Here is a 26,425-nt window from a genome sequence, read left to right as displayed (position 1 = left end):
ATCATTAAGAGAATTGAAGAACAACTTGTGTGGATTTTTACTGATTGATTAATCGAAATAATTTTCATTGATTGATTGGTTTAAATTACTCGAAGTTTATTTGAGCGAAATTTAAGTCAGTAATTGATGAGCCAGAATTGGCACCTTGTCTATAAATAAGGTGCAAAATGATTTTAACTGAAGAGTTTGATCATGGCTCAGATTGAACGCTGGCGGCAGGCTTAACACATGCAAGTCGAGCGGGGGAAGGTAGCTTGCTACCGGACCTAGCGGCGGACGGGTGAGTAATGCTTAGGAATCTGCCTATTAGTGGGGGACAACATCTCGAAAGGGATGCTAATACCGCATACGTCCTACGGGAGAAAGCAGGGGATCTTCGGACCTTGCGCTAATAGATGAGCCTAAGTCGGATTAGCTAGTTGGTGGGGTAAAGGCCTACCAAGGCGACGATCTGTAGCGGGTCTGAGAGGATGATCCGCCACACTGGGACTGAGACACGGCCCAGACTCCTACGGGAGGCAGCAGTGGGGAATATTGGACAATGGGCGCAAGCCTGATCCAGCCATGCCGCGTGTGTGAAGAAGGCCTTATGGTTGTAAAGCACTTTAAGCGAGGAGGAGGCTACTTTAGATAATACCTAGAGATAGTGGACGTTACTCGCAGAATAAGCACCGGCTAACTCTGTGCCAGCAGCCGCGGTAATACAGAGGGTGCAAGCGTTAATCGGATTTACTGGGCGTAAAGCGCGCGTAGGCGGCTAATTAAGTCAAATGTGAAATCCCCGAGCTTAACTTGGGAATTGCATTCGATACTGGTTAGCTAGAGTGTGGGAGAGGATGGTAGAATTCCAGGTGTAGCGGTGAAATGCGTAGAGATCTGGAGGAATACCGATGGCGAAGGCAGCCATCTGGCCTAACACTGACGCTGAGGTGCGAAAGCATGGGGAGCAAACAGGATTAGATACCCTGGTAGTCCATGCCGTAAACGATGTCTACTAGCCGTTGGGGCCTTTGAGGCTTTAGTGGCGCAGCTAACGCGATAAGTAGACCGCCTGGGGAGTACGGTCGCAAGACTAAAACTCAAATGAATTGACGGGGGCCCGCACAAGCGGTGGAGCATGTGGTTTAATTCGATGCAACGCGAAGAACCTTACCTGGCCTTGACATAGTAAGAACTTTCCAGAGATGGATTGGTGCCTTCGGGAACTTACATACAGGTGCTGCATGGCTGTCGTCAGCTCGTGTCGTGAGATGTTGGGTTAAGTCCCGCAACGAGCGCAACCCTTTTCCTTATTTGCCAGCGAGTAATGTCGGGAACTTTAAGGATACTGCCAGTGACAAACTGGAGGAAGGCGGGGACGACGTCAAGTCATCATGGCCCTTACGGCCAGGGCTACACACGTGCTACAATGGTCGGTACAAAGGGTTGCTACACAGCGATGTGATGCTAATCTCAAAAAGCCGATCGTAGTCCGGATTGGAGTCTGCAACTCGACTCCATGAAGTCGGAATCGCTAGTAATCGCGGATCAGAATGCCGCGGTGAATACGTTCCCGGGCCTTGTACACACCGCCCGTCACACCATGGGAGTTTGTTGCACCAGAAGTAGCTAGCCTAACTGCAAAGAGGGCGGTTACCACGGTGTGGCCGATGACTGGGGTGAAGTCGTAACAAGGTAGCCGTAGGGGAACCTGCGGCTGGATCACCTCCTTAACGAAAGATTGACGATTGGTAAGAATCCACAACAAGTTGTTCTTCATAGATGTATCTGAGGGTCTGTAGCTCAGTTGGTTAGAGCACACGCTTGATAAGCGTGGGGTCACAAGTTCAAGTCTTGTCAGACCCACCATGACTTTGACTGGTTAAAGTTATAGATAAAAGATACATGACTGATGATGTAAGCTGGGGACTTAGCTTAGTTGGTAGAGCGCCTGCTTTGCACGCAGGAGGTCAGGAGTTCGACTCTCCTAGTCTCCACCAGAACTTAAGATAAGTTCGGATTACAGAAATTAGTAAATAGAGATTTCGGTCTTGGTTTATTAACTTCTGTGATTTAAGTATCACGGTATTAAGCATGACCTGACGAAGGCATGTTTATTCATTAACAGATTGGCAAAATTGAGTCTGAAATAAATTGTTCACTCAAGAGTTTAGATTAAGCAATTAATCTGAATGAATTGAGAACTAGCAAATTAACTGAATCAAGCGTTTTGGTATATGAATTTAGATTGAAGCTGTACAGTGTTTAAATACACAGTACTCTAAACTGAAATGTTGAAGTTACTAACTTGTAGGTAACGTCGACTGTTTGGGGTTGTATAGTCAAGTAATTAAGTGCATGTGGTGGATGCCTTGGCAGTCAGAGGCGATGAAAGACGTGATAGCCTGCGAAAAGCTCCGGGGAGGCGGCAAATATCCTTTGATCCGGAGATGTCTGAATGGGGGAACCCACCTACTTTAAGGTAGGTATTGCAACATGAATACATAGTGTTGCAAGGCGAACGAGGGGAAGTGAAACATCTCAGTACCCTTAGGAAAAGAAATCAATTGAGATTCCCTCAGTAGCGGCGAGCGAACGGGGATCAGCCCATTAAGTTATGTGTGTTTTAGTGGAACGCTCTGGGAAGTGCGAACGTAGAGGGTGATATTCCCGTACACGAAAGGGCACACATAATGATGACGAGTAGGGCGAGGCACGTGAAACCTTGTCTGAATATGGGGGGACCATCCTCCAAGGCTAAATACTCCTGACTGACCGATAGTGAACCAGTACCGTGAGGGAAAGGCGAAAAGAACCCCTGTGAGGGGAGTGAAATAGATCCTGAAACCGCATGCATACAAGCAGTGGGAGCACCTTCGTGGTGTGACTGCGTACCTTTTGTATAATGGGTCAGCGACTTATATTCAGTAGCGAGGTTAACCGTATAGGGGAGCCGTAGAGAAATCGAGTCTTAATAGGGCGTTTAGTTGCTGGGTATAGACCCGAAACCAGGCGATCTATCCATGAGCAGGTTGAAGGTTGGGTAACACTAACTGGAGGACCGAACCCACTGTCGTTGAAAAGCCAGGGGATGACTTGTGGATAGGGGTGAAAGGCTAATCAAGCCTGGTGATAGCTGGTTCTCCCCGAAAGCTATTTAGGTAGCGCCTCGGACGAATACCATAGGGGGTAGAGCACTGTTTCGGCTAGGGGGTCATCCCGACTTACCAAACCGATGCAAACTCCGAATACCTATGAGTACTATCCGGGAGACAGACTGCGGGTGCTAACGTCCGTAGTCAAGAGGAAAACAATCCAGACCGCCAGCTAAGGCCCCAAAATCATAGTTAAGTGGGAAACGATGTGGGAAGGCATAGACAGCTAGGAGGTTGGCTTAGAAGCAGCCACCCTTTAAAGAAAGCGTAATAGCTCACTAGTCGAGTCGGCCTGCGCGGAAGATGTAACGGGGCTAAAACTATGTGCCGAAGCTGCGGATTTGACATTAGTCAAGTGGTAGGGGAGCGTTCTGTAAGCCGATGAAGGTGTATTGAGAAGTATGCTGGAGGTATCAGAAGTGCGAATGCTGACGTGAGTAACGACAAAACGGGTGAAAAACCCGTTCGCCGAAAGACCAAGGGTTCCAGTCCAACGTTAATCGGGGCTGGGTGAGTCGACCCCTAAGGCGAGGCCGAAAGGCGTAGTCGATGGGAAATTGGTTAATATTCCAATACTTCTGTGTAATGCGATGAGAGGACGGAGAAGGTTAAGTCAGCCTGGCGTTGGTTGTCCAGGTGGAAGGATGTAGGTATGTATCTTAGGCAAATCCGGGGTACTCTATACTGAGATCCGATAGCAAGCTGTACTTGTACAGCGAAGTGGCTGATACCATGCTTCCAGGAAAAGTCTCTAAGCTTCAGTTACACAGGAATCGTACCCGAAACCGACACAGGTGGTCAGGTCGAGTAGACCAAGGCGCTTGAGAGAACTCTGCTGAAGGAACTAGGCAAAATGGTACCGTAACTTCGGGAGAAGGTACGCTGTTGTTGGTGATGGAACTTGCTTCCTGAGCTGATGACAGCCGCAGAAACCAGGCCGCTGCAACTGTTTATTAAAAACATAGCACTCTGCAAACACGAAAGTGGACGTATAGGGTGTGATGCCTGCCCGGTGCTGGAAGGTTAATTGATGGGGTTAGCGTAAGCGAAGCTCTTGATCGAAGCCCCAGTAAACGGCGGCCGTAACTATAACGGTCCTAAGGTAGCGAAATTCCTTGTCGGGTAAGTTCCGACCTGCACGAATGGCATAATGATGGCGGCGCTGTCTCCAGCAGAGGCTCAGTGAAATCGAAATCGCTGTGAAGATGCAGTGTACCCGCGGCTAGACGGAAAGACCCCGTGAACCTTTACTGCAGCTTGACACTGAACTTTGACCTTACTTGTGTAGGATAGGTGGGAGGCTTTGAAGTTGGAACGCTAGTTCCAATGGAGCCGTCCTTGAAATACCACCCTGGTAATGTTGAGGTTCTAACTCTGTCCCGTTATCCGGGACGAGGACCGTGTCTGGTGGGTAGTTTGACTGGGGCGGTCTCCTCCTAAAGAGTAACGGAGGAGTACGAAGGTGCGCTCAGCGTGGTCGGAAATCACGCGTAGAGTATAAAGGCAAAAGCGCGCTTAACTGCGAGACCCACAAGTCGAGCAGGTACGAAAGTAGGTCTTAGTGATCCGGTGGTTCTGTATGGAAGGGCCATCGCTCAACGGATAAAAGGTACTCTGGGGATAACAGGCTGATACCGCCCAAGAGTTCATATCGACGGCGGTGTTTGGCACCTCGATGTCGGCTCATCTCATCCTGGGGCTGAAGCAGGTCCCAAGGGTATGGCTGTTCGCCATTTAAAGAGGTACGCGAGCTGGGTTTAGAACGTCGTGAGACAGTTCGGTCCCTATCTACCGTGGGCGCTGGAAATTTGAGAGGATCTGCTCCTAGTACGAGAGGACCAGAGTGGACGAACCTCTGGTGTACCGGTTGTGACGCCAGTCGCATCGCCGGGTAGCTATGTTCGGAAGGGATAACCGCTGAAAGCATCTAAGCGGGAAGCCTACCTCAAGATAAGATTTCCCTAGGAATTTATTCCTCTAAAGAGCCGTTCGAGACTAGGACGTTGATAGGTTGGATGTGGAAGCATAGTGATATGTGAAGCTGACCAATACTAATTGCTCGTGAGGCTTGACTATACAACACCCAAGCAGTTGTATATAAAGCATCAATCGATTCATAAATCTACAAAGCAACTTGATTTAGTTATTCCACTAGATAAAATGAACACAATCAGATTCAATCAGCCCAGTCTGTAAAGATTTGGAAAACGCTTCGGCAGTCAATAAGACCAAAGCAAGTATCCATAAACAGTTGTGCTGGCGACCATAGCAAGAGTGAACCACCTGATCCCTTCCCGAACTCAGAAGTGAAACCTCTTAGCGCTGATGGTAGTGTGGGGTTACCCATGTGAGAGTAAGTCATCGCCAGCTCATTATTCTAAACACCCCCATTCTAAAGAGTGGGGGTGTTTTTTTATTTGTCAGATGATTACTTCAAGAATAATATAAATTCGATAAAATATGGAAAAATACAAAATGATGAAGGCAATTGAGTTATCTCAATATATTCCCTATCCACCTAAGAAAGTATGGGAAGCATTGACCACACCTGAACTCATTCAACAATGGTGGGCTAAAGGAGATATTCAGCCTAAAGCTGGTCATCAATTTACTTTAGATATGGGTAGTTTTGGAGTACAACATTGCCTAGTTAAGGTGGCTGATAAAGAAATTTTATTTGAATATGACTTTGCAATTGGTGTACTTGATACAACTCTAAGATGGCAATTAATTCCTCAAGGAGAGGGCACACTTTTGCAGCTTAAACATTCGGGATTTAATGAGAATTCTTCTTTGGGACAACAAGCTTTTATGGGTATGAGAAAAGGTTGGCCACAAATTTTAAGTCGAATTGAGACGGTAATTTCTAATTATAAAAAAGTAGGGTGAAAGAATATTTCTCTCACCCTCGTTGAGTCTAAAAATGTGCTTCTAAGCCTACATATGGTCCTTTAAACTCAAATTTAAGGTCAGTGTTATCATAATCATCTAAGTCAATATTGAGTACACGATAGCCTGCTTTAAGGCCTAAATCGACTACTAAATTATCGACAAATTTATACTTTACTTCTGCTAATGCATCTGTGATTTTTGCATCATTAAAGTTTGTATAAGTTGCTTCACCTTTAGCACTTAGACCTGTAAATGGAAGTTTTACTTCTCCCGACAAATAAGCAATAGGATATGTTTTATCAATATCTACACGTTTACCTGTATAGGCGGTGATATCACCATTTAATACGGTTGCACCTAGACCCGCATCCACACTCACAATATTATCTAGTAATTCATAATAAAGGATAAAATCACTATGATCTAAATTAATCTTATAGTTAGCTTGACCTAAGGTCTCTGATTTAGTTTGTGTATCGAGATTGACGTAACGAATTTTTGCATTTGGAATAAATGGGATTGGGTGCTCAAATGCTAATGAAAGTTGTGCACTGCCTTTTCGATCTAAGTCTTGGTCATCTGGCAATTGTGTAGACATGTTTGCTTTACCATCGTAAAACCAATAGCCCACGTCCCCTTTAACTCCTATAAAATCCGCTTGAGCAAATCCGCTAAGACTCATCCCGAGTGCCAAAAAAGACATTTTTAATATCTTCATCATCATATCCTAAGAAAAGAAATCTTTGAGCGCATGATATAGACATCTGAGAAGTTATGCATTGATGAAAAATGGTGAATATAAAACTTTTAGAATTATAATTATTTTTATTAATTTATGTTTTTGATTTTATTATTAAAATATAGATTTTAAGTGGAGCTTGTTAGGAAAAATTTTAGTATAAATTTTGTGTAATACATCGGTAAGATTCTGTGATTTTACTCATCTAAAATTGGTTGATATATCTACTTTATAAAGTAGAAAATAATTTAAATGGTAGAAAATATCATTGCTTATATTCTCTAATAATATGTTTTAGAACATGAATATTAGCTAAAAAATAACCAATCTAAATCAAAATCTCTAAAAAAACGTAAAATTTCAGACGGAAATTACAGTAAAAATAAATAAAAACGGGTATTGTTCAACTATATAGGGGCAAAAAATGGACAAAAATCTTTAAGGAAGAATTTTCTATTTTTGCTTGTTTGAAATGAAAATAAAAATACTCAAAAGGTGCCTTTTATTCTCTATCAAACACAAAAGTATTCTTTGGTTCTTTTTTTGCGTGCGGAATAACAATCAACAAAAGCAGTAAAAATAAGTAATCTTTTAACATTAGGTGTTCTATGACAGATTCTCGTGAAAACTGGACGTCACGATCTGGTTTTATTATCGCAGCCGTTGGTTCGGCTGTTGGTTTAGGTAATATTTGGCGTTTCCCCTACGTTGCTTATGAAAATGGTGGTGGTGCGTTCCTTATTCCTTAATTACTTGCACTTATTACGGCAGGTTTACCATTACTATTTTTAGATTATGCAGTAGGTCATCGTAGTACAGGATCGCCTCCTAAAGCGTATAGAGCTTTGTTTAAAGGCGGAGAAACTCTAGGATGGTGGCAGGTTTGCGTCTGTATCATTATTGGTTTGTATTACGCAAGTGTTCTGACTTGGGCTGGTAGCTACATTTATTTTTCTATTGGCCAAATGTGGGGAAGTGACCCGGAAGGCTTCTTCTTCAATACCTATTTACAAACCACAAAAGCGACTGGCTTTGATTTGCAGTTTGTAGGCCATTTATTCTGGCCAATTGTTGGAATTTGGGCACTGACTTTAATCATTTTATATGGTGGAGTGAAAAAAGGTGTTGAATTATCTAATAAGATTTTCATGCCTTTATTATTCATCTTATTTACGATTTTAGTGATTCAGTCATTACGTTTACCGGGTGCAGTACAAGGTTTAAATGCTTTCTTTACTCCAAACTGGTCTGCCATGATGGACTATAAAGTTTGGTTAGCAGCCTATGGTCATACTTTCTTCTCACTCTCTGTTGGTTTCGGGATTATGGTGACCTATGCATCTTACTTAAAACCAAAAACCAATTTAACTGGCTCCGGTCTTATCGTTGGTTTCGCGAATGCATCGACAGAGATTTTGGCGGGTATCGGTATTTTTGCAGCGCTTGGCTTTATGGCACATGCTGCAGGTACTGAAGTTAAAGATGTGGTGAGTGGTGGTATTGGTCTCGCATTTATTGCCTTCCCTAAAATTATTTCAAGTTTAGGTTCTGGTGCTGATCTATTCGGCCTTTTATTCTTCTCTTCATTATTTGTAGCTGGTATTTCTTCAATGGTTAGTATTTTGGAAGTACCTATTGCAGCGATGCAAGATAAGTTGAAGTGGAGTCGTAAGAAAGCGGTAACCATTATTGGTGGCGGTAGTGCTCTAGTCTCAATTATTTTATTCTCAAGTGTAAATGCAATTAAGCTCGTTGATATTGTCGACCATTTTATCAATAACATTGGCATTATTGGGGGAGCATTGATATCAATTATTAGCGTAGCTTGGTTTAAGCGCTCAGCTCTTAGAGAGCTTCGTGATCATGTCAATCGTATCTCAACCATTCAATTGGGTAAGGGATGGGATTTCACCTTAACCGTGATTACTACTTTTATCCTATTAACAACACTCACTATGACTGTTTTTAATTTGATCAAAAATGGCTATGATACTTATAGTATGAGCTTACAAGGTGTATTTGGCTGGGGCAGTGTGATTTTCTGTGCAGTCGTTGCTATCGTGTTAAGTAAAATGAAAGATCGCTAGGAGGATAAAATAATGAATACTTCGGCAATCGTGATGATGATAATTTCAATGGTATTTGTATGGGGTGGACTAGCTTTATCCATCTTACATTTATCAAGACATCCTGAAGAGTTAGATGAAGTCTTAGAAGAAGTCAAAGACCAGCACACTCTTTAATACTGATCTAGTAAAAAAGCAGGCTTAAAAGCCTGCTTTTTTATTATGCAATTTTTTGAATTTTACAATAATAGAAACCATCACCAGATTGTGCTTCTGGCAACAGTTGTCTGCCATGAGCTTGTTCAATTCCCCAATCTGCTTCAATTTTTACTTCTTTTGCATCGGTATGCTCTGCAAAGAAGCTAATCATCTGCTGTTCATTTTCAGCTTTTAAAATTGAACAGGTGATGTAAAGCAGGGTGCCTCCAACTTTAAGTTGCTGCCACATGTGCTCTAAGATCTGCTTTTGTAGCTCAATGGTTTGGGCTATGTCACTAGATTGGCGCAATAGACGTATGTCAGGATGACGTCGAATTACACCTGTCGCAGAACAAGGTGCATCAAGCACGATACAATCCACAGGTTGGGCTGGAGTCCACTTGGTTGCATCTGCTGCCAGAATTTCAGTATGGCTTTGATCTAGTGCTAGTCGGTTTAGGTTTTCAGTTACACGGACTAAACGACTTGGATCCTGATCAATGGCGATTAACTGTGCTGGTTTAAGTTTTTCAAGCAAATGAGCCGTTTTTCCACCTGGAGCCGCACACGCATCAATAACTGTTTTATTGTTTAAATCAGGCAATAAGGTTACACATAGCTGTGCATGTTCATCTTGTACAGAAAACCAGCCCTGTTCAAAACCCGGTAACTGTGTAATTTGTACAGATTGTTCAAGAATAATACCCGCGTCAGATAGAGTACACGCACGTGCCTGAATGTCTAAACTTTGTAGTTTTGCTAAATAAGCATCGCGACCGATATGGCGTTGGTTTACTCGTAAAGTTAAAGGTGCGGCTTGCTTTAACGATTGGCAGAGAGCTTCTGTTTGTTCTCCCCAATCCTTCTTTAAACGCTTAAAAAGCCAACTTGGTAAGCCATGGGCTTGCTGTAAACCTTGTTGAAAGTCCTCAGTTTCGCGAGTTGCTCGGCGCAAAATTGCATTCACAATACCGCTGAGTGCAGGAAAACCAAGTTGTTTAGTCGCATCTACTGTTTCTGAGATGGCAGCGTGCGCTGCAATACGCGTGCATAAAACTTGATAAAGACCAACGTATAAACAAGTTTCTACTGTCTCATTGTTTAAAGGTTTGCTGAGCAAAGGCAGACTAATTGACTTAAGTGCGAACCATTGGCGTAAAGTACCTAGAACAAGTTCATGAAATAACGCACGATCACGCTCTGCGACTTGATTCAGCTGTGTATTTAAAATACTAGCCAATGATTGGCCCTGCTGAACTTTGAGTAACGTTTGGACGACTTGAGCGCGCAGGTTAAAACGTGATGAGTTTGAAGTAACCTGACTCATGGCAGAATCTGTCCTACATGAAGTTTTTGAGTTTGTGCAATTTGTTGAGCATTTAATGCTTTACCACCTGGCCACTGTACGCTCGTTAGACAAATAAATGTATTTTCACCGCAAGCAACATGTACGCCTTGTTTATCAATTGCAATAATTTCACCAGCTTGAGCATGTGCTTTGCTTTGGCTAGAAACTAGAGAATTCCAAACACGCAGTGCATTATTTTCATCAAGTTGAACAAAAGCGACTGGCCAAGGGTTAAATGCACGGATATTGCGATCTACTTGAACTGCATTCATAGACCAATCAATACGAGCTTCTGACTTTACGAGTTTATGAGCATAGACCGTTAAACTTTCGTCTTGGACTTCGCGTTCTGCCAAATATTTTTGTAGTGTTGCTTCTGACTCGAGTACCGCACAAATTGCTGTTGCTCCTTGTGCTGCTAACTTGTCATGTAAAGTCGCAGAAGTATCTTCGGCAGTGATCGGACAATAGGTTTTATACATCATATCGCCTGTATCTAAACCTGCCGCCATTTGCATGATGGTAATGCCGGTTTCTTCATCACCTGTTGCAATCGCGCGTTGAATTGGCGCTGCACCACGCCAACGTGGTAATAGTGAGCCGTGAATATTTAAACAGCCATATTTAGGTGTATCGAGCACAGCTTGTGGAAGAATTAAACCATATGCTGCAACCACCATGACATCAGCGCCTAAAGCAGCCAGTTCTTGTTGAGCAGCCAAGCCTTCTTCAGTTGAAGCTTTGAAGTGAAGCGGTTGATAAACAGGAATATTATGTTCCAGTGCAAGCTGTTTTACAGGAGACGGTGTTAGTTTTTGTCCACGGCCTGCTTTACGGTCTGGTTGAGTATAAACCGCGATAATTTCATGGGAAGTTTTTAATAAAGCCGCCAATGCTGTTGCAGCAAATTCGGGGGTGCCAGCAAAAATAATTTTCACAAATGCAATCCAAAAAGAGTTTATACGTAGTATACGTGAAAAACGATTGAAGCCCTAAACTCATGGTGATTGAGCATTTTAGTTTTTAAATAGTGAACAAAAAATTATTGAAAAAATTTTATTGATAAAAAAAGGTTATAAAAAAATAAAAAATTATTCATGTAAGTTTTGCTAAATATTGACTGAGTATTATCGTTCTTGGCTTTCCCTATATTATTTGCTTCTATAGAATGGAGAATGATCAAATTATGATGATGAGTCAATATTCCGACTGATCTAACGCTATATCAGTATCATTCAGCCAGAGTGGAAGTCATTTCACTCAAGCACAACTTGTTGGAAATACAAATGCCTGACTATCGTTCAAAAACATCGACACACGGAAGAAATATGGCTGGCGCACGTGGCTTATGGCGTGCAACAGGAATGAAAGATGAAGATTTCGGCAAACCAATTATTGCTGTGGTCAATTCATTTACTCAATTTGTTCCGGGCCATGTCCATCTAAAAGATTTAGGGCAGCTTGTCGCAGCAGAAATTCAGGCAGCAGGTGGTGTTGCTAAAGAGTTCAATACAATTGCGGTGGATGATGGTATCGCGATGGGGCATGACGGCATGCTTTATTCATTACCATCACGTGATTTAATTGCGGATTCAGTTGAATATATGGTGAATGCTCATTGCGCCGATGCGATGGTATGTATTTCGAACTGTGACAAAATTACTCCGGGAATGTTGATGGCCGCTATGCGTCTAAATATTCCTGTGGTGTTTGTGTCTGGCGGACCAATGGAAGCAGGTAAGGTTAAATTCCGTGGTGATGAAAAGGCCATTGACCTTGTAGATGCTATGGTTGTTGCAGCTGATGACAGCTACACAGACGAAGAAGTTGCAGAATTTGAACGTTCAGCATGTCCAACCTGTGGTTCATGTTCAGGTATGTTCACTGCGAACTCAATGAACTGTTTAACAGAAGCGCTAGGTTTATCGTTACCGGGCAATGGTTCTATCGTTGCAACGCATGCAAACCGTAAAAAATTATTCTTAAAAGCAGGTCAGCTTATTGTTGAATTGGCTAAGCGCTACTATGAGCAAAATGATGCAAGTATTTTGCCTCGTTCAATTGCCACTAAAGCTGCCTTTAAAAATGCGATGACACTTGATATTGCAATGGGCGGTTCAACCAATACAGTTCTCCACTTGTTAGCTGCGGCAAATGAAGCTGAAGTTGACTTTACGATGGACGACATTGATGAGTTGTCACGTCGAGTACCAGTGCTTTCAAAAGTAGCACCAGCAAAACAAGACGTACATATGGAAGATGTACATCGTGCAGGCGGTATCATGGCCATTTTAGGCGAGCTTGATCGTGCGAATCTACTTGATGTATCTGTACCGACAGTACATGAAAAAACTTTAAAAGATGCTTTAGATAAGTGGGATATTATCCGTACTGAAAATGCAGAGGTTTATGAGTTCTATCGTTCATCTCCGGGTGGTGTTCCGACTCAAGTTGCATTCTCACAAAACCGTTACTACTCAACTTTAGATGGCGACCGTGAAAAGGGCGTAATTCGTAATGCAGAACATGCATTTTCTAAAGATGGTGGTTTAGCTGTTTTATACGGCAACATCGCACTTGATGGTTGTATCGTAAAAACTGCGGGTGTAGATGAATCTATTTTAAAATTCACTGGTACAGCACGCGTTTTTGAGAGCCAAGATGCAGCTGTAGAAGCAATTTTAGGTAATGAGATTAAAGCTGGCGATGTTGTTGTTATTCGCTACGAAGGTCCACGTGGTGGTCCGGGCATGCAAGAAATGCTTTACCCAACCAGCTATCTTAAATCTAAAGGTTTAGGAAAAGACTGTGCCTTGGTTACAGATGGTCGTTTCTCTGGTGGTTCATCAGGTCTTTCAATTGGTCACGTTTCGCCAGAAGCTGCTGAAGGCGGTGCAATTGGTTTAGTTGAAGATGGCGATACCATCGAAATTGATATTCCAAACCGTACGATTCATTTGAATATTGATGATGCGACTATGGCGCACCGTCGTACAGTTCAAGAAGCGAAAGGCTGGCATCCGAAAGATGAACGTAAACGTAAAGTATCAAAAGCGTTAAAAGTTTATGCAATGCATACTACAAGTGCGGCAAAAGGAGCTGTACGCGTTCTATAAAATATTCAATTTTAATAATTGAATAGGAAACATGCACCCATTAACACGATGAATTGATATCATGTTAAGGGTGCATTTTTTATGTCTGGTAAAAAAAATCCGCTTGTAGGAAAAGGTGTTTTCAGATCATTCTATGGGTTTCCCATAAAATGGTGATAAAATCTTCACCTACGCAGAAACTCGCGAAATAACATGACATATTTTCTGCGCGAACTTAGGTAGTCATTTTTCCATCTCGACTACTGTTTCACCTTGCACTATGATCAAAATAACTTTTGATCTCGCTTAGGATTTATTTTTAGAGGCACTACTCATGTCACTGCTACGCCGTTGGTTTGACCCTATCCGATCGAGCTGGTTTTACCAAAAGCCTTCTCGTCAAGCGGTGTTACCCACGGAAAATGGTTTAAGTATTTATTTACGACTTGATGATGTGTATAGCTATCTGGCTGTTCAGCAATTGTCTCAGCTAGATGAAATTTTAAGTGATGAGCTTAAACCTTTAAAAATTATTATTTCTCATACATCTTCTGAACCTCCGAACAGCATGACGCAAGAGGAGTGGCAGCATTATTGTTTAAATGATGCCAAGATTTTAGCAAATCAGCATCGTTTTGCTTTTGATGAGTTCCCAGAAATCCCAAGCCAAGAAGCTTTAAAACAAGCCGCTGTCATACTAAAAAGAACCCCATTACAAGGTCAGAACTTCTTCCATTTACTTGAAGATATCTTTCACATGCTTTGGCAACAGCAATATGGAAAGTTACGTACTTTACATGCCATGGCGGTGAAGCATCAGATACCACAGCATTTTCCAGAACGTATTTTTACAGATGAACCTGTACAGGCAGCGTACTTTGAATTTGGTGGGCGTAAATATCATGCAGTAGATGATTTATTACGTTTAACCCGTCGTTTAAAACAACAAAAGTTACTGACAGGTAATCCGATATTTTTAATTAATCATATCGAATGGCGTGAACATTTAATTAATGATGCCGAAGCACTCAATGAAATTCAGGCTCTTCATCCTGAGCTTGATGTATTTATCGCTTTAGAAGACCCGATGAGCTGGTTGCTGCTTGCTTATATTAAAGAAGAGCTTGCTGACTATTATGATATTCAGCTAAAAGTTTATCCACTGAGTTATCGAGGCCGAGACTGGTTTGACTGGAGCTTGGCAACACGTGTGTCTAAACGTACAGAGGTTGCTTTTACACCTTTTTGCCGTCCTACAGAAGAAAGTACACTTGAGATGGCGAAACTTTTCTATAGTGTGCCGGAAAATCAGCAACTTGATACAATTTTTACTATTTTGCAGGCCGTTTGGACTAAAGGAAAAGATCCATCTTTCCAGAAGCATTTCCAACAGTTACAGCAACAACTTGGCATTGAGCATTTAACCGAACAGGATGTACCGTCTGTTTTGGAGCAAAATGATGCGCTTTGCAAGAATAAACATCAGCCTGATTTACCAGTTTTAGAGTTGCGTATTGATGAGCAAAGTTATGTATTTAATAGCTTGTATCGGGTTTGGATGATTGAAAGCATTTTTAGCAATGTTTTAGAAGAAAAATATAAAACAGCCTCAACTTCTAATTGAGGCCTACTCCAAAAAACAAGAATAGGGCAAAACCTGTTTTTTCCGTAGCATAACCATGTAGGGAATCGGAGATAAACAGTGACATTTCTAGCTATTATTATGATGGTATTTGTCTTTGCGGGCATGATTAAAGGCATGATCGGCTTAGGATTGCCCGCGGTCTCAATGGGCTTACTTACCATCGCAATGAGCCCTTTTCAGGCCGCATCCCTACTCATTGTTCCTTCAATGGTCACCAATGTCTGGCAGCTTTTTGCTGAGGGGCATGTTTGGACTTTTATTCGCCGTTTCTGGACTTTGCTTATAGGCATTGTTGCTGGTTCAATATGGAGCTTTTTGCCGACTTTAAGTCAAAGCCATGGGCACAGTAGTGAGATTTTATTAGGAAGTATGTTGGCCTTATATGGGCTTTATGGATTATGCGTCAAGAAACTTCCACACTTAGGTAAACATGAGCGCTGGTTATCGCCGATTATTGGATATATTGGTGGGGCAGTGACAGTAGCAACAGGCGTTATTATTATTCCTATCGTGCCATATTTGCAGTCTTTACATTTAAAACGTGACGAACTGGTACAAGCTTTGGGATTAACGTTTACCGTCTCTACCATTTGCCTTGCAGTCTTTTTACATCATAACCCGATGTCGGGAGTAACACTGGACTATCGTTTATCTTTCGCTGCGTTGTTGGCGGCACTTGTTGGAATGTGGATCGGTAAAAAAATTCGTTATCGACTCAATGAGCAGTTATTTCGCCGTATCTTTTTTATAGGTTTAGTATCATTAGGGCTTTATATGATTTTGCACTAAGCCAAATTTCTAAGGGCGATGCTCTAATAGGAAATCTGCAAATTGCTTATAACTACTAGACAGTTGGCTGAAATTTTGTGTTGCCAAAAGTAGTTTTCGGTTTGCCCATGCGCCGAGTAATTGGATGGAGTGGAAATCATAGTCCGATTGCAAGCGCTGCGCCGCACGGGCAGGCATAATCGCAATACCCACGCCTTTGGCAACAACCTCAGCAATTGCACTAAAGTTAGGTAAGCGTAAACGGTACTGTATGTTAAATCCTACTAATTTCGCTTGAGTTTCAATGGACTGTTGCAAAGAGTGGTGGGCTTTAAGGCCAATAAAACCATAGCTTAAAGCCTCTACCAAATTTAGCTTTTGATATTGAGCTAACTCATGTGTAGCAGGACAAATCAAAACTAAAGGATCACTTGCAAATTCTTTCGTTTGCAAATGTCGAGTATCAAAAAAGCTTGAGACCAAACCAAGGCTCGCAATTCCTTGGGTTAATGCATCTACAATTTCTGAACTTTCTGCTTCGTGCAAATCGATACTCATTTCGGGATGAAGCACTAAATATTGCGGTAATAAAGGAGGCAAATATTCGCTTTGAGCAGAAGAGTTACACCAAAGTGTTAAAGCTTGTGTTGTAGAAGACTTAAAGCGCTGCATTTCTTGTTCGAGTTGATCTTTTTGAGCTAAAAGCTGACGAGCATGCTCTACAAATGCATGTCCAGCTGTGGTGAGTTCTACGCCTGTGGTTTGGCGAATAAATAAGGGTGTTTCAAAATACTGTTCGAGTTTTTTTATACGCTCACTCGCTGCTTGAAGTGAAATTGCAGAACGGTCAGCACCTTTGGTTAGACTACCAGTCGAGACAATATGAAGAACTAGCTGTAAATCAAAAAAATCAAAACGCATGATAGGAACGTATTGAAATGCAAAAATTCATCATACTAAATCGGAATGAAAAAAGGCAGCTTACGCTGCCTTTTTGAATTTAAGTTTTATCTTTTAAACTAAACAACCAATTTAGAATAATGGCTGCAAAAGTTGCGGTACCGATACCACCTAAATTGAAATTACCGAACAATAATTCAAAGTTACCAGCACCTAAAATAATCGTCACAGAAGCAACAATCAGGTTTTTATTGTTAGAAAAATCAACTTTGTTTTCGATCCAGATTTTTGCACCAGCAATGGTAATTAAACCAAATACCACAATAGATGCACCTGTGAGGACTGCACTTGGAATAGTGCTAATGACAGCACCAAATTTTGGGGATAGCCCTAAGAAAATAGCGAAGATACCCGCGATCACAAATACAATCGTTGAGTACACACGAGTAACCGCCATCACACCAATGTTTTCACCGTAAGTGGTCATACCTGGTGCGCCAACACTACCAGAAAGTGTAGTCGCTAAACCATCTGCAACAAATGCTTTGCCTAATTGTGGCGTCAGGTTTTCACCTGTCATAGCGCCTACTGCTTTAATATGGCCTAAGTTTTCTGCCACTAAAATGAGTGCAACCGGCGCGATAATTAAAATAGCCTTGGTATCAAAAGTAGGATGTGAAAAGCTTGGAATACCGAACCATGCAGCCTGTGAGATCTGGCTAAAATCGATTGGTTTACCTAAACCTAACCCATTAGTCGTAATGGCATAAATTGCATAAGCCAAAATCAAACCAACTAATAGAAGTAAACGTTGTAATAAACCACGCGTAAAGACCGCAATACTGCCCATACAAAGTACGGTAATTAAAGCCATCCACATTTCAAAGGGTTGGCCTGCAACACCTTTAATGGTGACAGGTGCAAGGTTTAGACCAATAATCATCACGATTGCGCCAGTCACCACAGGTGGCATAAGTTTTTCAATCCAGCGTGTACCAGTAAGCATCACAATAAAACCGATGAGTGCATAAAAGATACCGCAGGCTACGATTCCGCCTAACGCAATTGAAAGATTTGGATTGGCTCCTGAACCTGTGATATGCCCCGTAGCTGCGGCAACAACACCAATAAAGGCAAAACTCGATCCTAAATAACTTGGAACACGACCACCTGTAATTAAGAAGAACAGGATGGTACAGATACCAGACATTAAAATAGCAAGGTTAGGATTAAAGCCCATGAGTAATGGTGCTAAAACGGTGGCTCCAAACATGGCAAATGCATGTTGGATGCCTAAAATGGCACTTTGAACTGGGGGGAGATATTCATTGGTAGAGACCGGTCGATGGTCAACATCACCTTGGTAAGGCTGCCATTTTGGAAACCAGTTGGACATAAAATGAGCTCGTTATTCTTTAATTGGTGCAATGATACTCTTTCTTGGGAATGCATTTAATCTCTAGAGAGCAGTATGTGAGTGAAAAGTAATTATTTTTTAACGATTGGTATAATTTAAAGAATTCTAAATATAAGGAATTAGTTATTTTTTTATTATAAAAATTAATTTTATGATTTTTAAAAAATATTTAAAAAAATAAAAAATCGTGGAAAATTTATAAAAAATGGGGAACTTTGCAAGTAAAAAGCAGCACATCACCGATGTACTGCTTTGTCAAACAATTGGTAAAAACAGCTTAGCCCGTATTACGTAAACCAGCAGCAATACCTGCAATACTCACCATCAGTGCATGGTCAACAGGGGTATGTTCTGCCTGACGCTCCGCGAGATAATCACGGCGGCGTTTCATGAGTTCAGCTTGTAAAAGATGCAAAGGAAGTAAATATGGTTTACGGACCTGCATAGATTGATCCAGAACCTCGTTATTGCTAAGAAGCTTTGATTCATCTTTCAATTTAAGTAACGTTTCAACAGCATCTTTTAAGCGCTGACGTAATTGGTTACCGAGCACTTTTAAATCTTCATCTTCAGTTAAATGAGACTCGTAGTAGAGTGCAATGTTGGCATCGGCTTTAGACAATACCATTTCCAACATATCAATGAGCGTTTGGAAATAAGGCCATTGCTGGAGCATTTCATCAAGTGTTGCTTTTTGCTGATCGGCAATTACTTCATTAATGGCAGCGCCTGTACCTAACCATGCTGGTAACATCAAGCGGATTTGAGTCCACGCAAATACCCATGGAATAGCACGTAAAGATTCGATGCCACCACTCACTTTACGTTTTGCCGGACGCGAGCCTAGTGGCAACATTTGTAACTCAAGCTCAGGCGTGACGGTACGTAAATACTTCACAAAATGTGGGTTTTCACGCACGGTTTGACGATAAACCTTCACGGAATGATCTGTCATACGGTTCATAAGTTCACGCCATTCGACTTTAGGCTCTGGCGGCGGTAACAAGGTCGCTTCAAGTGTTGCTGCGGTATAGATTTCAAGGTTTTGCATGGCAATACCTTCTAGACCGAATTTGAAGCGGATCATTTCACCTTGTTCTGTTACACGAATTGCACCAGAGATCGAACCCGGTGGTTGCGAAAAGAGTGCCTGTTGGGTTGGAGCACCACCACGGCTAATTGAGCCGCCACGACCGTGGAACAGAGTCAACTGTACGCCGTGTTTACGAGCAATTGCAGTCAGCTCTTCTTGAGCACGGTATTGGGCCCAGTTAGCAGACATGAAGCCAGCATCTTTTGCTGAGTCGGAGTAACCGATCATCACTTCGTGTTTGCCCTGAATGTGCTGCTTATACCAATGCATATTGAACAGCGTATTCATGGTAGTTGCAGCGCCATCTAAATCTTTTAAAGTTTCAAATAGAGGCACCACACGTAAAGGGTGCTGAATACCTGCTTCTTTTTGCAATAACAATACAGCTAAAACATCACTCGGATATTCAGCCATCGAAATAATATAAGCTCCTAACGACTCTGGTGGTTGGTCTGCCAAAGTACGCATAGTTGCAAATACTTCCTGTACATCTGGGTGGCCAATCAAACTACCTTCAGGCTCATTAATATATTTCGGTAGCAACGGACGTTTGCTTTGGAGCTCCTGAATCAGGAAGTTTTGACGGGCTTGTTCAGTCCATGACTCAAAATTACCCAAACCTAAGTATTCGGTAATGGCTGAAATGGCTTGGCGATGACGGCCTGATTCTTGGCGAATATCAAGTTTAAGTAGTTCAATACCAAAACAGTTCACACGGTAGATAAAGTCGAGAAGTTGACCATTTGCGATTTCAGGCAGATTACTATCAATTAAAGAGCGATAGCACAGCAATAATGGTTGTAATAGCTCATCTTTACTTTTAATGACATTGCTGTCATCTGCTTCTAAGCCTTGTAGGCGCTGGGCTAACCAATGACGAGTTGCTTTTAAACGCTCTCGTGTTGCACGTAAATACTCGCGATAAGGTTCTGGGTGTGGACTACCAATCGCTTGAATCATCTCTTCAGAACAAGCCTGAATTGAAAGCTCCCAACGTAAATTTTCAATATCTCTTAGGTAAAGGTCGGCAGCTTGCCAACGTGATAACCATAAAACTTCTTGGGTAATTTGATGAGTAACGTTCGGGTTACCATCACGATCGCCGCCCATCCAAGATGCGAAGCGGACTGGTGCAATATTGAGTGGTAAGTTTTGTTGGCAATTGTCTTGAACTAACTCATTTAATTCACGAATAAACTTAGGTACGGCATTCCAAAGCGTTTGCTCAATGGTTGCAAAGCCCCATTTTGCTTCATCGACAGGAGTCGGGCGGTGCTGTCTGATTTCATCTGTCTGCCAAGCTGAACTAATTTGTTGTTTTAAGTTGGCAAGCGCATTTTGACGTTCGCGTGGAGTAAGTTTTTGCTGATCGAGTTGTGAAAGACAAGCATTAATATCGTCATATTTTTGAATGAGGGTACGACGGCTTACTTCGGTTGGGTGTGCTGTAAGTACCAATTCGATCTTAAGATCACAAATTTGCTGGAATAGTTTTTCTGTCGAAATACTTTTATCTTTAAACTTTTGAAATAAGTGAACAAGTGGATTTGGAGAATTAGCCTCCGAATCAAACTCTGCCTGTCTGCGGCTACGTACCACATGATATTGCTCGGCAATATTGGCAAAATTCAGAAAATGAGAGAAAGCGCGGGTAAGAGGTAATAGCTCTTCATCGGGCAGTTCTAAAAATAATTGTTCTAATTGCTTTTCGGCTTCAGCTTGACCATCACGTGCACCTTTGGCAAGAGCACGGATTTGCTCGATCTGATTAAACAGTTCTTGTCCTGCATGTTGTTTTAGGGTTTCACCTAACAAATTGCCAAGTAAGCGGACATCCTCACGCAGTGGCGCATCGATTTGCTGAACCATGCTATTTTCTCCTGTTCTTATTCTTATCGAATATAGCGCGATTAACGAACATTCCAAGCTTTGAGCGTAAGAAAATGTGAATTTTTGCTTAAAAAATAACATTTAAATCGCTTATAACGCTTCAAAAGATGGCATGCACCTGATGCAAATTTTGGCAATCGGACTTTGGTTTAATTCCGATATTTGAGGAAAAATAAGTCAAGAGCATCTCGAATAATCTGATTTAGTTCTTGAGCATTGGGTACAGTAATAATTCCAAGTAAAACCTTATGGTGGCGTACACCAAGCAATAAAGTTAAAAGAAGTTCTGTTTGATAAATCGGATCATCGGATTGAATAAAGCCTAATTCGGCTGCCTTTTGGAAGAACGCAGCTAACTCATTTTGCAGTCGAGTATGAGATGCCGTAAAAAATTGTTCAGCTAATGGGCTTTGTTCCGCTGCGAGTTCGAATAAGACATGTTCAAGTTTTAGTGCCTCAGGTGAATAAATAATTTGTAAGGCACGTGAACACACAATAAACAGTGCTTGATAAAAGTCTACGGATGCATCTAATTCAAATTGTTTAGTGCCGAGTGTCTCTTCACATGTTTCTGTAATCGCACAGATAAATAGATTGGCTTTATCTTGAAAGTGGTTATAAACCGTAAGTTTGGTAACGCCTGCTTCCTGCGCAATCTGGTTCATGCTGGTACCGTGATAACCAGATTTTAAAAAAATAGCTTTAGCGGCTTGTAGGATACGAGCACGCTTTTCTAGATCTTTGGGGCGACCACTTTGATTAACTGTTTGCACAAAACCCTCTAATAAAAGATTAAAAAAATAAATATTTATAAGTTTTTTCTAATTAATGTACCCATGGGTATATTAATTAAAAAACAAACAAACTATGATGCAAGCATATTGTGCCTTAAAAAATCAGTTTGAATAAGAGCGATAAGATATGAATCTGTTAAAACCTCTCATCATGAGTATGGTGATTGTTTGCACGGTCACATTAATGGGGTGTAGTAAAGAGGCACCCAAAACAGAAGAAATACCCTACGTGATGGTAACGCAGCCTTCGACCACACTAAACGAATTAAAAAGCTATGCAGGAGATGTACAGGCTCGACAACAAACTGCCTTGGCTTTTCGAGTAGGTGGACAAGTTACGGCTCGCTATGTCGATGTAGGTGACCGAGTTAAAGTTGGTCAAGTATTAGCGAAACTCGATGTAGCAGATGCACAGTTACAATTAAATGCGGCCAAAGCTCAATTACAAAATGCACAGGCAGCAGCGAAAACAGCATCAGATGAACTTAAACGTTTCCAACAATTATTACCTGTAAATGCAGTTAGCCGTTCACAATTTGATACGGTAAAAAATCAATACGACGCAGCGCAAGCAGCGTTACAACAAGCCCGCTCTAACTATGAAGTTTCTGCAAATCAAACTGGTTATAACCAACTTATTTCTAATAAAAACGGAGTGATTACCGCGCGTAATATTGAAATTGGACAAGTCGTTTCAGCAGGACAAGCAGCTTATCAATTGGCTATTGATGGCGAACGTGAAGTAGTTATAGGCGTACCAGAACAAGCAGTTTCCGAGATCAAGGTTGGTCAAGCAGCTTGGATTACCTTATGGTCTAAACCGAATGAAAAATTTGCCGGATATGTACGTGAAGTTTCTCCAGCGGCTGACCAGTCTCGTACTTTTACAGTCAAAGTAGCACTCAAAGAAGGCCAATCTGCTATTCAGCTTGGACAAAGTGCTCGGGTATTTTTTAGCTCGACTCAAACCAATGTTATGAGTGTGCCACTTTCGAGTGTTTCTGCCACAGATAATCAGCCCTATGTATGGGCCGTAAATGCAAATCAAACCTTACGCAAAGTACCTGTAACCGTGGGAGCTTATGGCCGAGACAGTGTGCCTATATTAACGGGGTTAACACCAAATGATTGGGTTGTGATTGGTGGGGTCCATTTACTACGTGATAAGCAGAAGATCCATCCGATTGACCGTGAAAACCGCGCGGTGAAAATTCAGGGGGCAACAAAGCCATGAAATTCAATCTCTCGGAATGGGCACTGAACAATAAAGGTATCGTCCTTTATTTTATGTTGTTGCTTGCCATTATTGGTGCAATTTCCTATTCCAAATTATCTCAAAGTGAAGATCCGCCATTTACCTTTAAAGTGATGGTTGTCAAAACATTCTGGCCTGGAGCGACTGCCAAAGAAGTTTCAACGTTAGTGACTGATCGTATTGAAAAGGAACTGATGACAACTGGGCAGTATGAAAAGATTATGGCCTACTCCCGTCCAGGTGAGTCGATGGTTACATTTGTTGCTAAGGACTCGCTCACTTCTGCACAAATTCCTGATGTTTGGTACAACGTTCGTAAAAAGGTTAATGACATTCGTACTGAACTGCCAAGTGGTGTACAAGGTCCTTTTTTCAATGATGAGTTCGGGGATACTTTCGGTAATATTTATGTACTGACAGGCAAAGACTTTGACTATGCACTTCTCAAAGAATATGCAGATCGTTTGCAATTACAACTACAAAGAGTCAAGGATGTTAGTAAAGTTGAATTGATTGGCTTACAAGATCAAAAAATCTGGATTGAGATTTCAAATACAAAAGCAGTCCAACTCGGTATTCCTCTTTCTGCAATTCAAGAAGCCTTACAAAAGCAAAATAGTATGGCAAGCGCAGGTTTCTTTGAAACCGGTACAGACCGTATTCAAATACGTGTAAGTGGGCATTTAAACAGCGTTGATGAAATTAAAAAAATTCCTTTATTAGTCGGCAATAAAACCATCCAGCTTGGTGATGTTGCTGATGTCTACCGTGGTTTTAGTCAACCGGCTCAGCCACGTATGCGTTTTATGGGGGAAAATGGTATTGGTCTCGCCGTGTCTATGCGTAAAGGCGGGGATATTATTGCCTTGGGCAAAAATCTAGAGTCCGAATTTGCCCAGCTCCAAAAAACCTTACCTTTAGGCATGAAACTACAGAAGGTATCTGATCAACCTGTAGCAGTACAACGTAGTATTCATGAATTTGTAAAAGTACTCGCTGAAGCAATCATTATTGTCTTGTTAGTAAGCTTTTTCTCTTTAGGTTTCCGTACCGGATTGGTAGTCGCTTTTTCCATTCCTTTAGTTTTAGCAATGACTTTTGCCGGCATGAATGTATTCGATGTCGGGTTACATAAAATTTCTCTCGGTGCTCTGATTTTAGCTTTAGGTCTACTGGTTGATGACGCCATTATTGCAGTCGAGATGATGGCAATTAAGATGGAACAGGGCTATAGCCGAATTAAGGCTGCTGGATTTGCATGGAAAACAACGGCCTTTCCAATGCTGACAGGAACATTGATTACCGCGGCAGGTTTTTTACCTATCGCTACGGCACAGTCCAGTACGGGTGAATATACACGTTCAATCTTTCAGGTGGTGACGATTGCCTTATTGGTGTCTTGGGTTGCCGCAGTTTTATTTGTACCTTATTTGGGTGAAAAACTACTGCCTGATTTTACCAAGACTGGGCATCAAGCACCTTGGTATGTTCGTTTATGGGCAAGATTAACGAAAAAACCACAACCACAAACGATCGAGATTTCACAGGACCATCATTACGATCCTTATCAATCTAATTTCTATTTACGTTTTAGGAAAATGGTTGAGTTTTGTGTGACCTATCGTAAGACTGTAATTGCAACAACGGTCGGGATTTTCGTGCTGTCTGTACTGATGTTTAAAATGGTTCCTCAGCAGTTTTTCCCGCCATCAAACCGTACCGAAATTTTAGTCGATTTAAAACTTGAAGAAGGCGCTTCTTTAACTGCTACAGAACAAGCGGTGAAAAAGGTTGAACAGTTCCTGTCTAAACAAAAAGGTATTGATAACTATGTGGCCTATGTGGGTACAGGCTCACCACGTTTTTATTTACCGTTAGACCAGCAATTACCACAAGCCAGCTTTGCACAGTTTGTTGTTTTAGCGACCTCACTTGATGACCGTGATGAAATTCGTCGCTCGCTAGAAACTCAAATTAAACAGTTGCTCCCACAAGTTCGTACCCGTGTGTCATTACTGGAAAATGGTCCGCCTGTAGGTTATCCGTTGCAATATCGCGTGTCAGGTGAAGATCTCAATCTGGTACGTAAAGAAGCACAGCAGGTTGCGAAGGTGATTGGTGAAAACCCAAATACTACCAATGTACATTTGGACTGGGGTGAGCCGAGCAAAATCATTGCGATTCAGATTGATCAAGATCGTGCTCGACAAATGGGTGTCTCAAGTGTGGATTTGGCAAACTTCCTGAATGCTTCAATTACAGGTAGTGCGATTGAACAGTATCGTGAAAAGCGTGAGCTGATCGAAATCCGTTTACGTGGTGATCAAGCTGAGCGTGTTGAAGTCGCTTCTCTTGCAAGTTTAGCAGTCCCAACCGCAAATGGTACGACAGTGCCTTTAGCCCAGATTGCTAAAATTGAATATAAATTTGAAGATGGCCTGATCTGGCATCGTAACCGTTTACCAACAATTACCGTACGTGCAGATATTCGTACCAAATTGCAGCCAGCGACTGTTGTTGGCGAGTTAGCCGAATCAATGGATAAGTTACGTGCTGAGTTACCAAGTGGTTACCTCATTGAAGTGGGGGGAACTGTCGAAGAGTCAGCACGAGGACAAAGTTCGGTCAATGCTGGTATGCCACTATTTTTGGCAGTGGTCATGACATTACTCATGATTCAGCTTAAGAGTCTATCGAGAGCAACTATTGTATTTTTGACTGCACCATTAGGCTTAATAGGAGTAGTTCTGTTCTTACTTTTATTTAATAAGCCATTTGGTTTTGTGGCTATGCTGGGAACCATTGCTTTATCCGGAATGATTATGCGTAACTCGCTCATTCTGATTGATCAGATTGAACAAGACCGGCAAGCAGGGCATCCAACATGGGAAGCGATTATTGACGCAACCGTACGCCGTTTCCGTCCAATTATTCTGACAGCCTTGGCAGCGGTATTAGCAATGATCCCACTTTCACGAAGTATTTTCTTCGGTCCAATGGCCGTTGCAATTATGGGTGGACTGATTGTAGCCACCTTGCTGACATTGTTTTTCCTGCCTGCATTGTATGCTGCGTGGTTTAAGGTGAAAAAAACAGCATAAAATACATAATTTTTTTGTGAATAAAGGTGCGAAATATTGAAAACTCCAATATAGTAGCACCTGTCTTTACACAAAAAATACAGGATTATT

14 protein-coding genes, 2 tRNA genes, 3 rRNA genes and 1 pseudogene are annotated in these 26,425 nt (G+C 41.8%); 13 read left to right on the top strand and 7 right to left on the bottom strand.

Translation table 11 applies throughout. The features are described 5' to 3' along the window. The first annotated feature begins 174 nt into the window (after positions 1 to 174). From MKL35_RS16850 to MKL35_RS16825, 6 genes are all read left to right on the top strand, one after another. Positions 175 to 1,712 (top strand): 16S ribosomal RNA (locus tag MKL35_RS16850). A gap of 59 nt (positions 1,713 to 1,771) precedes the next feature. Continuing rightward, positions 1,772 to 1,848: transfer RNA gene (locus MKL35_RS16845), tRNA-Ile, on the top strand. 55 nt (positions 1,849 to 1,903) lie between these two features. After that, positions 1,904 to 1,979: transfer RNA gene (locus MKL35_RS16840), tRNA-Ala, on the top strand. A 340-nt stretch (positions 1,980 to 2,319) separates the two neighbouring features. After that, a 23S ribosomal RNA gene (locus MKL35_RS16835) occupies positions 2,320 to 5,210 on the top strand. A 179-nt stretch (positions 5,211 to 5,389) separates the two neighbouring features. Next, positions 5,390 to 5,504, top strand: a 5S ribosomal RNA gene (rrf, locus tag MKL35_RS16830). Together the 16S, 23S and 5S rRNA genes with 2 tRNA genes alongside form the textbook arrangement of a ribosomal RNA operon. A gap of 105 nt (positions 5,505 to 5,609) precedes the next feature. Next, positions 5,610 to 6,023, top strand: a complete 414-nt coding sequence (locus MKL35_RS16825) for an SRPBCC family protein (RefSeq protein WP_032012272.1) — start codon at positions 5,610 to 5,612, stop codon at positions 6,021 to 6,023. Positions 6,024 to 6,051: 28 nt separating this feature from the next. Here the strand turns inward: MKL35_RS16825 and MKL35_RS16820 are convergent, their stop codons facing one another. Next, complete coding sequence (locus MKL35_RS16820) at positions 6,052 to 6,744, bottom strand: TIGR04219 family outer membrane beta-barrel protein (RefSeq protein ID WP_032012271.1); 693 nt, start codon at positions 6,742 to 6,744, stop codon at positions 6,052 to 6,054. Between the two features lie 629 nt (positions 6,745 to 7,373). On the opposite strand from MKL35_RS16820, the pseudogene MKL35_RS16815 reads away from it, so the two are divergent. Both MKL35_RS16815 and MKL35_RS16810 read left to right on the top strand, forming a co-directional pair. Continuing rightward, positions 7,374 to 8,852, top strand: a pseudogene (locus tag MKL35_RS16815) (sodium-dependent transporter). 12 nt (positions 8,853 to 8,864) lie between these two features. Then, a complete protein-coding gene (locus MKL35_RS16810) occupies positions 8,865 to 9,008 on the top strand; it encodes a methionine/alanine import family NSS transporter small subunit (protein ID WP_002053803.1) in 144 nt (47 codons plus the stop codon). Between the two features lie 43 nt (positions 9,009 to 9,051). Here MKL35_RS16810 and rsmB read toward each other — a convergent pair whose 3' ends face one another. Further along, entirely contained in the window at positions 9,052 to 10,356 is a 1,305-nt protein-coding gene (gene rsmB, locus MKL35_RS16805) for a 16S rRNA (cytosine(967)-C(5))-methyltransferase RsmB (RefSeq protein ID WP_032011141.1), read from the bottom strand. Continuing rightward, on the bottom strand, positions 10,353 to 11,315 hold the full coding sequence (fmt, locus tag MKL35_RS16800) for a methionyl-tRNA formyltransferase (RefSeq protein ID WP_006582398.1): 963 nt from the start codon (positions 11,313 to 11,315) through the stop codon (positions 10,353 to 10,355). Before fmt ends, rsmB begins: the two co-directional genes overlap by 4 nt. Positions 11,316 to 11,663: 348 nt before the next feature. Here fmt and ilvD point away from each other — a divergent pair, with 348 nt between their 5' ends. From ilvD to MKL35_RS16785, 3 genes are all read left to right on the top strand, one after another. Further along, positions 11,664 to 13,493 carry a dihydroxy-acid dehydratase gene (ilvD, locus tag MKL35_RS16795; protein WP_002053969.1) on the top strand — a complete coding sequence of 610 codons (1,830 nt, stop codon included), beginning with the start codon at positions 11,664 to 11,666 and terminating at the stop codon, positions 13,491 to 13,493. Positions 13,494 to 13,806: 313 nt separating this feature from the next. Further along, entirely contained in the window at positions 13,807 to 15,096 is a 1,290-nt protein-coding gene (locus MKL35_RS16790; RefSeq protein ID WP_032011139.1) for a hypothetical protein, read from the top strand. A 78-nt stretch (positions 15,097 to 15,174) separates the two neighbouring features. Then, on the top strand, positions 15,175 to 15,906 hold the full coding sequence (locus MKL35_RS16785; protein WP_006582400.1) for a sulfite exporter TauE/SafE family protein: 732 nt from the start codon (positions 15,175 to 15,177) through the stop codon (positions 15,904 to 15,906). A gap of 9 nt (positions 15,907 to 15,915) precedes the next feature. On the opposite strand, the gene MKL35_RS16780 is transcribed toward MKL35_RS16785, so the two are convergent. From MKL35_RS16780 to MKL35_RS16765, 4 genes are all read right to left on the bottom strand, one after another. Then, complete coding sequence (locus MKL35_RS16780; protein WP_004885075.1) at positions 15,916 to 16,806, bottom strand: LysR family transcriptional regulator; 891 nt, start codon at positions 16,804 to 16,806, stop codon at positions 15,916 to 15,918. Positions 16,807 to 16,885: 79 nt separating this feature from the next. After that, positions 16,886 to 18,181 (bottom strand): solute carrier family 23 protein, encoded by a 1,296-nt coding sequence (locus MKL35_RS16775; RefSeq protein WP_016804285.1) that lies wholly within the window; start codon positions 18,179 to 18,181, stop codon positions 16,886 to 16,888. A gap of 298 nt (positions 18,182 to 18,479) precedes the next feature. Continuing rightward, the gene (ppc, locus tag MKL35_RS16770) at positions 18,480 to 21,164 is read right to left on the bottom strand and encodes a phosphoenolpyruvate carboxylase (RefSeq protein ID WP_017393902.1); all 2,685 of its coding nucleotides are present in this window, start codon (positions 21,162 to 21,164) and stop codon (positions 18,480 to 18,482) included. Positions 21,165 to 21,334: 170 nt separating this feature from the next. Then, positions 21,335 to 21,958 carry a TetR/AcrR family transcriptional regulator gene (locus tag MKL35_RS16765; RefSeq protein ID WP_004711305.1) on the bottom strand — a complete coding sequence of 208 codons (624 nt, stop codon included), beginning with the start codon at positions 21,956 to 21,958 and terminating at the stop codon, positions 21,335 to 21,337. A 148-nt stretch (positions 21,959 to 22,106) separates the two neighbouring features. On the opposite strand from MKL35_RS16765, the gene MKL35_RS16760 reads away from it, so the two are divergent. After that, entirely contained in the window at positions 22,107 to 23,213 is a 1,107-nt protein-coding gene (locus MKL35_RS16760) for an efflux RND transporter periplasmic adaptor subunit (RefSeq protein WP_032011138.1), read from the top strand. Next, positions 23,210 to 26,335: an efflux RND transporter permease subunit gene (locus tag MKL35_RS16755; RefSeq protein WP_032011136.1), complete on the top strand. Its 3,126-nt coding sequence runs from the start codon at positions 23,210 to 23,212 to the stop codon at positions 26,333 to 26,335. The genes MKL35_RS16760 and MKL35_RS16755 overlap by 4 nt, the downstream gene beginning before the upstream one ends. Positions 26,336 to 26,425: the final 90 nt, after the last annotated feature.

Origin of the sequence: Acinetobacter sp. AOR41_HL (assembly GCF_027854645.1) — a bacterium.
Taxonomy (GTDB): Bacteria; Pseudomonadota; Gammaproteobacteria; order Pseudomonadales; family Moraxellaceae; genus Acinetobacter; species Acinetobacter nosocomialis.
The sequence above is the reverse complement of the archived record's forward strand: the minus strand, read 5'-3'. Positions and strand labels throughout refer to the sequence as shown.